Origin of the sequence: Rahnella sp. CJA17(1/100) (assembly GCF_963881615.1) — a bacterium.
In the GTDB taxonomy this organism is placed as follows: domain Bacteria; phylum Pseudomonadota; class Gammaproteobacteria; order Enterobacterales; family Enterobacteriaceae; genus Rahnella; species Rahnella aceris.
The window spans coordinates 279,385-288,976 of sequence record NZ_CAWOJA010000011.1; the positions used below are offsets into that span (position 1 = coordinate 279,385).

A 9,592-nucleotide genomic window follows, 5' to 3' on the forward strand; every position below is an offset into this window, starting at 1 on the left:
AGGAATTGCTGTAATGCCTGCATTAAAACCTGCTTCGATACTTGGCCTGCTGGTGCTGAGTCTGTTTATTCTGATCGCCATTTTTGCGCCGTGGCTGGCGCCTCACGCGCCGGATCAAACGCTCGGGATGTCCTGGGATTTACCGGGACCGGATTCCATTCTCGGCACGGATAATCTCGGACGTGATTTGCTCTCCCGCCTGATCTGGGGAACCCGCGTTTCCCTTGGGGTGACCGCGCTGGCGGCGCTGGTGGCGTTTATCGTCGGTTGTACGTTCGGGTTTATTGCCGGACTGCGCGGCGGCTGGTTGGATCAGGTGATTTCCCGCTGCAACGATATCGTCATGGCTATCCCGACGCTGATCCTGGCGCTGATTGTGCTGGCCGTCTTGCCAAAAACCATTCTGGTGCTGACGCTGGTGCTCGGCTTGCTGGAATCGACCCGTGTGCTGCGCGTGGCACGATCCCTCGCGGTGGATATTGGCGTGATGGAATTTGTTGATGTGGCGCGGTTGCGCGGCGAAAGCCTCGGCTGGATCCTCTGGCATGTGATCTTACCCAATGCGCTTCAGACGCTGATTGCCGAATTCGGCCTGCGTTTTATTTTTATTCTGCTGTTTCTCTCTGCGCTGTCATTCCTCGGGCTGGGTATTCAGCCACCCACCGCCGACTGGGGCGGACTGGCGCGCGATAACAAAGACGGTATTTTGTTTGGCGTCTGGGCGGCGCTGGTGCCGGGTGGCGCCATCGCGGTACTGGCGCTGGCGGTCAACGCCGTGGCGGACTGGCTGATGAGCGGTGAGCGTCGTGTGTGGGGGAAAAAAGCATGAATGAGCACTTACTGCATGTCGAAAACCTGTGCGTGGTGTCGCAGGGTAAAAATCCGCGCACGCTGGTGGATGACGTCTCTTTCACGGTGAAGCAAGGCGAAGTGCTGGGGCTGATCGGCGAATCAGGCGCAGGTAAATCCACCATCGGACTGGCCATTCTCGGGCACTGTCGTCAGGGGATGCGCATTCAGTCCGGCAGAATTACATTCAGCGGGCAGGAACTGACACAACTTTCTGACCGCCAGTTGCGGCAGGTGCGCGGCAGGCAGATTGCTTATGTCGCGCAGTCTGCCGGAGCGGCGTTTAACCCGGCGATCACGCTCGGTGAGCAGGTCATTGAAGCGGCGCTGAAACATAAAGTTTATCCCCGACAGCAAGCGCAGGCCAAAGCCATTGCGCTGTTTGAACAACTCGGCCTGCCGGATCCACAGGCATTTTATCAGCGTTATCCGCATCAGGTTTCCGGCGGTCAGTTACAGCGCGCGATGATTGCGATGGCACTGTGCGCCGGTCCTGAGTTGTTGATTTTCGATGAGCCGACCACCGCGCTGGATGTCACCACGCAGCTCGGTGTGCTGAAAGCCATCAGCGATGTGATCCGCTTTTCCGGCGTCGCGGCGATTTACATCAGCCATGATCTGGCGGTCGTTGCGCAGATAAGCGATCACATCATGGTATTGCAGCACGGTAAAACGGTTGAACAGGCGGAAACGGCGCAACTGCTGAGCCAGCCGCAACAGGATTACACCCGCCGTTTGCTGCATGCGCAGGGCGGGAGCAAAACGCCGCAAACCGGCGATGCGCCGGTGGCGCTGGATATCCGCAACATCAGTGCGCGCTATCATGCGCAGCCGGTGCTGCAAAACATTTCACTGAGCTTGCCGCGCGGGCGCACGCTGGCGGTGATCGGCGAATCCGGCTCGGGAAAATCTACGCTCGGCAAAGTGATTTGCGGACTGCTCACGCCGCAAACCGGTGAAGTCAGTCTGAATCAGCAAGTATTACCTGCCAGTTTGCGCCAGCGCAGCCGCGTTCAGTTGCGCGATGTGCAACTCATTCATCAGATCCCCGACACGGCGCTGAATCCTAAAGAGCGTATTGGCAGCCAGATTTCCCGTGTGCTGGCCTGCTTTACGTCGCTGAACCGCAGCCAGCGTGAGGCGCGGGTCAGTGAATTGCTGGCGCAGGTCGGATTACACGCTGAACTTGCGATGCGTTTCCCTGCCGCACTTTCCGGCGGGCAGAAACAGCGTGTGTGTATTGCGCGGGCGCTGGCGGCTGAGCCAAAAATTATCGTTTGTGACGAGCCAACGTCGGCACTCGACCCGTTAGTCGCCCGCGATGTCCTCGCGTTACTGCGCCAGATCCAGCAGGAAACTGGCATTGCTTACCTGTTTATCACCCACGATTTACAGGTGGTACGTGAAGTGGCGGACGAAGTCGCGGTGCTCAGGCAAGGCGTGATTGTGCGCCACGGCCCGGTGGCATCTGCACTCGCTGAACCTCTGGACGATTACACCCGCGAGTTACTGCGTTCGGTGCCTGAAATGCGGGTGGGCTGGCTGGAGGAAATGTTTGCTAATTAATACTTGTCCTCCTGCCCGGCGGTTTTGTTGTGCTCCTCCCCTTCGCAGGGGAGGAAGCAAAATGGTCATCCTTATTTACACTTTCGCAATATTAACGTCACTAAAGATTCCCTTATTTATACCGATAACCCTTTTGAATTAAATAAATCATTAGAAAGTCGTTCCGCTATGTAACCAATATTTTGAATTTTTTTTCATGGTATTTGTTTTATTGGCCAGGAAATAATGGAAATAAAATGTTTAAACTGATCAACAATATGCGTGTCGGCGCCCGTTTAGGGGCCGCATTCAGCCTTGTCATTTTGCTTTTAGTCATTGTCAGCGGGATTGCAATCACCAAAATAAGCAGCATTAACACCAGTATTGAACAAATAATCAGCGACCGGTACGTGAAAGTCCGGCTGGCATTTGATGTTCGCGACGGCGTAAACGATCAGATTAAATATCTGCGGGGTATCGTTATCGATACTAAAAATCCTGAGCAGAATAAAAAGCGTTATTTACAACTGGATGACACGGTCAAAAAAACCAATTTAGCGATGGATAAAATCGCCGCGATCCAATCCACCGTGACGGGCAAGCAGAAAATTAAAACGTTGCAGGAAGCAGGTGAAACCTTCGAAACGGCGAAAGAGCAACTGATTGCCTTAGCCCGTGCCGGTGACATGGACGGTGCGACCGAATTTGTTCTGCGCAAACTCACCACCTCGCAAAATGCGTATCTGGATCTGGCAACCGCATTTGCCAACTCTCAGGATCAGCAGTTGCAGGCTGAAGGTAAAACAGCGATAGCAGATGGCGCCACCGCCATTCAGCTGACGCTGATTTTCTCCGCGCTGGCGATTTTAATGGCGGCGGCGCTGGGCTATTTCCTGACGCGTTCGATCACCCGTCCATTGCATACCGCAGTGAAAGTGGCAGAAAACGTGGCGGCAGGGGATCTGACCACACAAATCCAGGTGATGTCGCAGGATGAAACCGGGCAGCTCATGCAGGGGCTGAAAAATATGAATGAAAACCTGCTGAAAATTGTGACCGAAGTGCGTGCCGGCACCAATGCCATCACCAGCGCGTCCAGCGAAATTGCTGCCGGAAACCTCGATTTGTCTTCCCGCACTGAACAGCAGGCCAGTTCGCTGGAAGAAACTGCGTCGGCGATGGAGCAGATGACCGCCACCGTGAAGCAGAACGCTGATAACGCGCGTCAGGCTAATCTGCTGGCCGCGCAGGCTTCCCGCGTGGCGGTGCAGGGTGGCGAAGTGGTGGGCGAAGTGGTGAATACAATGGAAGGCATCAACACTTCCTCGCGTAAAATCGTCGATATCATTGCAGTGATTGACGGCATTGCTTTCCAGACCAACATTCTGGCGCTGAACGCTGCCGTTGAAGCAGCGCGTGCCGGTGAGCAGGGCCGTGGATTTGCTGTCGTGGCTTCCGAAGTGCGCAACCTGGCGCAACGTTCTGCCAGTGCCGCGAAAGAGATCAAAGTGCTGATCGACGATTCGGTGGCGAAAGTGGATAACGGCACGCAACTGGTTGCCAAAGCCGGGGCTACCATGGCGGAAGTGGTGTCCAGCGTAAAAAATGTGACTGACATCGTGGGCGAAATTGCGATTGCCAGTAACGAACAAAGCACCGGCATTGAAGAGATCAACAAAGCCATCACTCAGATGGATGAAGTCACCCAGCAGAACGCCGCATTAGTGCAGGAAGCTTCGTCGGCGGCATACTCGCTCAATGAGCAGGCTGAGCGTTTATCCCAGGCGATCAGTATCTTTAAAGTCAGCGCCGGTTCGGCAACGGCGGCGGTGCGTAAAGCCGGGCAGACAAAATCTCCCGCCTTGCTGTCAAACCGTCAGCCGGTTCCGGCCGCTGATCAGGGCAACTGGGAAACGTTCTAAATCTCCTGTTAGTTTCTCAAAGTTTTCCGTTTCATGTTTAAAACCTGACAATTTTTGTCGGGTTTTTTACTTTCTGCCTCAGCTTTTGCCATAATCCCTTCGCCAATATAAAGGAGAAGGCTTTGATGATGAAAAATACCCTGCGTAAAACTGTGCTGATGGCGGCGGCTGTAGTGCCAATGCTCGCATTCAGTGCGGTGTCATGGGCGCAAACGGCGACAAAAATGACGTCTGTGCAGCAGCAACTTGCGGCGCTGGAAAAAGACAGCGGCGGTCGTCTTGGTGTGATGCTGATTAATACTGAAGACAATTCCCAGATTGCTTACCGCGCCGATGAACGTTTTGCCATGTGCAGCACCAGCAAGTTCATGGCCGCGTCAGCCATTCTTAAACAGAGCGAAACGCAAACGGAGTTGCTGAACCGCCGCGTCAGCCTCAAAAAATCTGATCTGGTAAATTATAACCCGATCACCGAAAAGCATCTCGATACCGGCATGACGGTAGGCGAACTGGCTGCCGCCGCCTTGCAGTACAGCGATAATACCGCCATGAATAAACTGATTGAGCAGCTTGGTGGCCCGCAGAAAGTCACGGAATACGCCCGTACGCTCGGCGATAAAACGTTCCGGCTGGACCGCACTGAACCAACGCTGAACACCGCCATTCCGGGGGATGACCGCGATACCACTTCACCGCGTGCGATGGCTCTGAGTCTGCAACACGTCACGCTGGGCAGCGCGCTGGCTGAACCGCAACGCGCGCAACTGGTGGAATGGATGAAAGGCAACACGACCGGCGCGATGAGTATCCGTGCGGGGCTGCCTGCGACCTGGGTGGTCGGCGATAAAACCGGCAGCGGCGATTACGGCACAACCAATGATATTGCGGTGATCTGGCCGGATAATAAGGCCCCGCTGATCCTGATTACCTATTTCACCCAGCCGCAGAAAGACGCGAAATCCCGCCGCGATGTGCTGGCTTCTGCCGCGAAGATTGTGACGCAGGGTTATTGATTTACGTTGAAAAGGACAAAGAAAAGGGCCCGCAAGAGCCCTTTTTGATTGCCGTGTAACGGGCCGATATGGGTTATGTTTAGAAACAAGAGAAGGGAATAGAATGTCCAGGCCGTTTTCAGGATCTGCGCAGGCGCTCATGATGTCATTGCTGACGGGACAGGCTACGCACTGGCAGCGCGCGTGGGTTCCGCTACCGTTGACCTCTTCGGTCTGGCAATCAGTCAGCGGCGTTTTATTTTCCAAAATACTGCAACCGGTCTGGTGGTGCTGCCGTTGCCCTGAGCCTGTGGTGACGGTGAAGAAAAACACGGTGTACTGGCTGGCCCATCTGGTTCAGGAACCGGGTCCGGCGGCTGATAAACTGTGGATTGATGCGGTGCGAACGCGCTATCAGATGCAGACCAACAGCATCCTTCCGCCGGAAACCGATGCGATTCTGTCGCAGGTGTTCCAGGATTACGTCACCTTATATGAGTTCTACCGCAAAGGTCGGGTTAATGAGCTGAATAATTAGGGAAATATCCGAAGGGATTGTTTATATACGCGGCGGACATTATTCTTTGTATTATTTCTGTAATAACCGCACCGATGTCGCGGTGTAATATATTTCAAAATTTATATCTGACGGCTATTCAGCCAGTTACTGCACCGTACTTTAATATCATCGCCCATATAACAGCCGCAGGCTATAATTAAACAACTTTCCTGAAAGACTGTTCACCGGGCATCAACCCCCGGTGTGACGTCGTAGCCGCAGGGGTATTGATGCCTGACAACGGTGTGATTTTAAGCCTGATATGTCGCGTGTTGACCCGTCGTTCCGCAAGACGGATGTGCTTTTTAGTGCTTTATTAATGACTGTGTAACGGAGTTAAGTCAGCACGATCGTTCATTAAATCATCAACATATTGATTCCTATAGGAAAGAATAAACAAATCTATACAAAATAAATTATTGAGGTGGGGGCAAAAAAGCCATATATTGGCCGCGTTTTTCATACGCTTGTAATTTTCTTAATCAAATTTATTCAATTGTGGCGTTCTAATAACACACGGTTGTAGGAGAGATATGATGACGGATAAAGTCCGTATTGACAGTTTTGGTGCGAATTCATTAAACGGAAACAATGAAACCTATTTGGCAAGACAAGCTGAATTTGAATCGAATGTTCGGAGCTATCCACGTAAGTTGCCTCTGGCAATTGCGAAGGCCAATGGCGTTTGGATCACGGATGTTGAGAATAATCAATATCTTGATTGCCTGGCCGGTGCGGGTACGCTTGCTCTTGGACATAATCATCCTGACGTGCTGCAAAGCATCCAAAATGTCATTACCAGCGGCTTGCCGTTACATACACTGGATCTGACAACACCGTTGAAAGATCAGTTCTCTGAATATCTGCTTTCTTTATTGCCACAACAGGGCAAAGAGTATTGCCTGCAGTTCACCGGACCGTCGGGTGCTGACGCTGTTGAAGCTGCCATGAAACTGGCTAAAAAAGTCACCGGCCGTAGCGGTATCATCAGCTTCTCGGGTGGCTACCACGGTATGACGCACGCCACACTGGCGGTGACCGGTAACCTGTCTCCGAAAGAAGCTGTTAATGGCATGATGCCGGAAGTGCAGTTTATGCCTTACCCACACCAGTACCGCTGCCCGCTGGGCATTGGCGGTGACGCTGGCGTTAAAGCATTAACCTATTACTTCGAAAACCTGATCAACGACGTTGAGAGCGGCGTTCGCAAACCTGCGGCTGTCATTCTGGAAGCGGTTCAGGGCGAAGGCGGCGTGAACCCGGCTCCGGCTGAGTGGTTGCAGCGCATCCGTAAAGTGACTCAGGAACACGGCATTCTGTTGATCCTCGACGAAGTGCAGGCGGGTTTCTGCCGTACCGGCAAACAGTTCGCCTTCGAACATGCGGGCATTGAGCCGGATATTATCGTGATGTCCAAAGCGGTCGGCGGCGGTCTGCCACTGGCGGTTCTGGGTATTAAGAAAGAGTTCGATGCCTGGGCTCCGGGTCACCATACCGGCACCTTCCGCGGTAACCAGCTGGCGATGGCCACCGGCCTGACCACGCTGAAAATCCTGAAAGAAGAAAAAATCGCCGAGAAAGTGGCAGCGCAGGGTGAATGGCTGAAAGCCAAACTGGCTGACATGCAGAAACGCTATCCGGTTATCGGTCACGTGCGTGGTCTGGGCCTGATGATCGGTATTGAGATCGTCAAACCAGACGAAGCGCAGGATCACATGGGTTGCTATCCGGCTGACGGCGAATTGTCTGCATTGCTGCAGAAAAAATGCTTCCAGGCTGGCCTGATCCTCGAACGCGGTGGCCGTAATGGTTGCGTGCTGCGCCTGTTGCCTTCCCTGCTGATCACCAACGATGAGCTGGGTATTTTCCTCGATAAGTTTGAGCAGGCGCTGTTAGCGGCTGGCATCAAACCTGTCTGAGCGGAGTAAGAGATTCTGATGTCCGAGTTAAACCCGATTCTGGCAGGCTCAGCGCAAAGCACTGAAGCCTACCAGCAGGCCATTGCACAGAGCAGTGAAGCTGTTGTGCAGTGGCTGAAACAACCTGAGATGTATCAGGGCAAAACCGTTGCTGAGCTGCGTGAACGTATCAGGCTGGACTTCAATCCAAACGGTCTGGGTAACCAGGCCGCGATTGAACGTGCGATTGAGTACTTTTTAAAAGACAGCCTGTCTGTGCATCACCCGCAATGTGTGGCGCATTTGCATTGCCCGAGTCTGGTGGTCAGCCAGGCGGCGGAAGTGCTGATCAACGCCACGAACCAGAGTATGGACTCCTGGGATCAAAGCCCGTCAGCAACCATCATTGAGATGAAGCTGATCGAATGGCTGCGTACTCAGGTGGGCTATCAGGCTGGCGACGCAGGCGTGTTCACCAGCGGCGGCACCCAGAGCAATCTGATGGGGCTGATGCTGGCACGCGATGCCTTCTTCGCGCGTCAGGGGCATTCCATTCAGCAGGATGGGCTGGTCGGCAATCTGCGCAAAATTAAAGTGTTATGTTCTGAAAACGCGCATTTCTCTGTGCAGAAGAACATGGCGCTGCTCGGTCTGGGCTATCAGTGTGTCACGCTGGTGAAAACCGATGAGTTTGCCCGTATGGATCTCAACGATTTGCGCGAGAAAGTGGCACAGGCGCAAGCCAGTGGCGATCAGATCCTGGCCATTGTGGCGACAGCCGGTACCACCGATGCGGGGGCTATCGACCCGCTGCGTGCTATTGCTGAACTGGCGGCAGAGCATCAGATTTGGGTGCATGTGGATGCGGCATGGGGCGGTGCATTATTGCTGTCCGAAAAATACCGCAATTATCTGGACGGCATCGAGTTAGTGGATTCCATCACGCTGGACTTCCACAAACAGTTCTTCCAGACCATCAGCTGCGGCGCATTCCTGCTCAAAGAAGAGCGTCATTACGAGCTGATGCGTTATCAGGCGGCTTACCTGAACTCTGAGTTCGACGAAGCGGCTGGCGTACCGAATCTGGTGTCCAAATCCCTGCAAACCACCCGTCGTTTCGATGCACTGAAACTGTGGATGGGGCTTGAAGCATTAGGGCAGAAACAATACGCCGCGATTATCGATCACGGTGTGACGCTGGCGCAGGAAGTCGCGCAATATGTGACTTCTGAAGCCGCGCTGGAACTGGTGATGAAGCCGCAACTGGCGAGTGTTCTGTTCCGTTATCGTCCTGAGCAACTGGCTGGCAGCAGCGATGCGGCTATTGCACTGCTGAACCAGAAAATCGGTGATGCGCTGCTGGAGTCTGGCCGTGCTAACGTCGGTGTGACCGAGCATAATGGCGTCACCTGTCTGAAGCTGACCTTGCTGAACCCGACAGTAACGCTGGAAGACGTGAAAGTCCTGCTGGCGCTGGTTGAGAAAACCGCACAGCAATTGCTGAACGCATAAGTCATTACTGAAGCATAAGTGTCGTTCTGCGTTAACCCGCAGCAAAAAGCCGGTGATACAAAAGTATCACCGGCTTTTTTACGTCTGAATGATTTTCTGACCAGGATGATTCTTAATGCTGAGCGACAGGCAAAAAAGAACCCACCTCATGGGTGGGCTATTTAAGGGTATGGTGCTTACGATCCGCTGCTCTTGCGTCAGCTGATCTAAGAGTAATCCCAGACCCCTGTCCTGTTCAAGTCATTGACAAAAAAGTGCCACAAAGAGTGCATATTTTTGGGTGGCAGAACGCTTTTCGCATCATGCCCCGCACTC

The 9,592-nt window shown here is 53.5% G+C and carries 7 protein-coding genes; all 7 read left to right on the plus strand.

Annotated features, from left to right (window positions below):
* Positions 1–13: 13 nt before the first annotated feature.
* Positions 14–829, plus strand: a complete 816-nt coding sequence (locus AACU55_RS07615) for an ABC transporter permease (protein WP_013578126.1) — start codon at positions 14–16, stop codon at positions 827–829.
* Positions 826–2,415 (plus strand): ABC transporter ATP-binding protein, encoded by a 1,590-nt coding sequence (locus tag AACU55_RS07620; protein WP_134705349.1) that lies wholly within the window; start codon positions 826–828, stop codon positions 2,413–2,415. Before AACU55_RS07615 ends, AACU55_RS07620 begins: the two co-directional genes overlap by 4 nt.
* A 236-nt stretch (positions 2,416–2,651) precedes the next feature.
* Positions 2,652–4,316: a methyl-accepting chemotaxis protein gene (locus tag AACU55_RS07625; protein WP_013578128.1), complete on the plus strand. Its 1,665-nt coding sequence runs from the start codon at positions 2,652–2,654 to the stop codon at positions 4,314–4,316.
* Between the two features lie 125 nt (positions 4,317–4,441).
* The gene (locus tag AACU55_RS07630; RefSeq protein WP_013578129.1) at positions 4,442–5,329 is read left to right on the plus strand and encodes an extended-spectrum class A beta-lactamase RAHN-3; all 888 of its coding nucleotides are present in this window, start codon (positions 4,442–4,444) and stop codon (positions 5,327–5,329) included.
* A gap of 142 nt (positions 5,330–5,471) precedes the next feature.
* The gene (locus tag AACU55_RS07635) at positions 5,472–5,846 is read left to right on the plus strand and encodes a hypothetical protein (protein ID WP_134705350.1); all 375 of its coding nucleotides are present in this window, start codon (positions 5,472–5,474) and stop codon (positions 5,844–5,846) included.
* A gap of 554 nt (positions 5,847–6,400) precedes the next feature.
* Positions 6,401–7,786, plus strand: a complete 1,386-nt coding sequence (locus tag AACU55_RS07640; protein WP_014416667.1) for a diaminobutyrate--2-oxoglutarate transaminase — start codon at positions 6,401–6,403, stop codon at positions 7,784–7,786.
* An 18-nt stretch (positions 7,787–7,804) separates the two neighbouring features.
* Positions 7,805–9,277, plus strand: coding sequence for a pyridoxal phosphate-dependent decarboxylase family protein (locus AACU55_RS07645; RefSeq protein ID WP_013578132.1), 1,473 nt, complete (start codon positions 7,805–7,807; stop codon positions 9,275–9,277).
* The last annotated feature ends 315 nt before the right edge of the window (positions 9,278–9,592 follow it).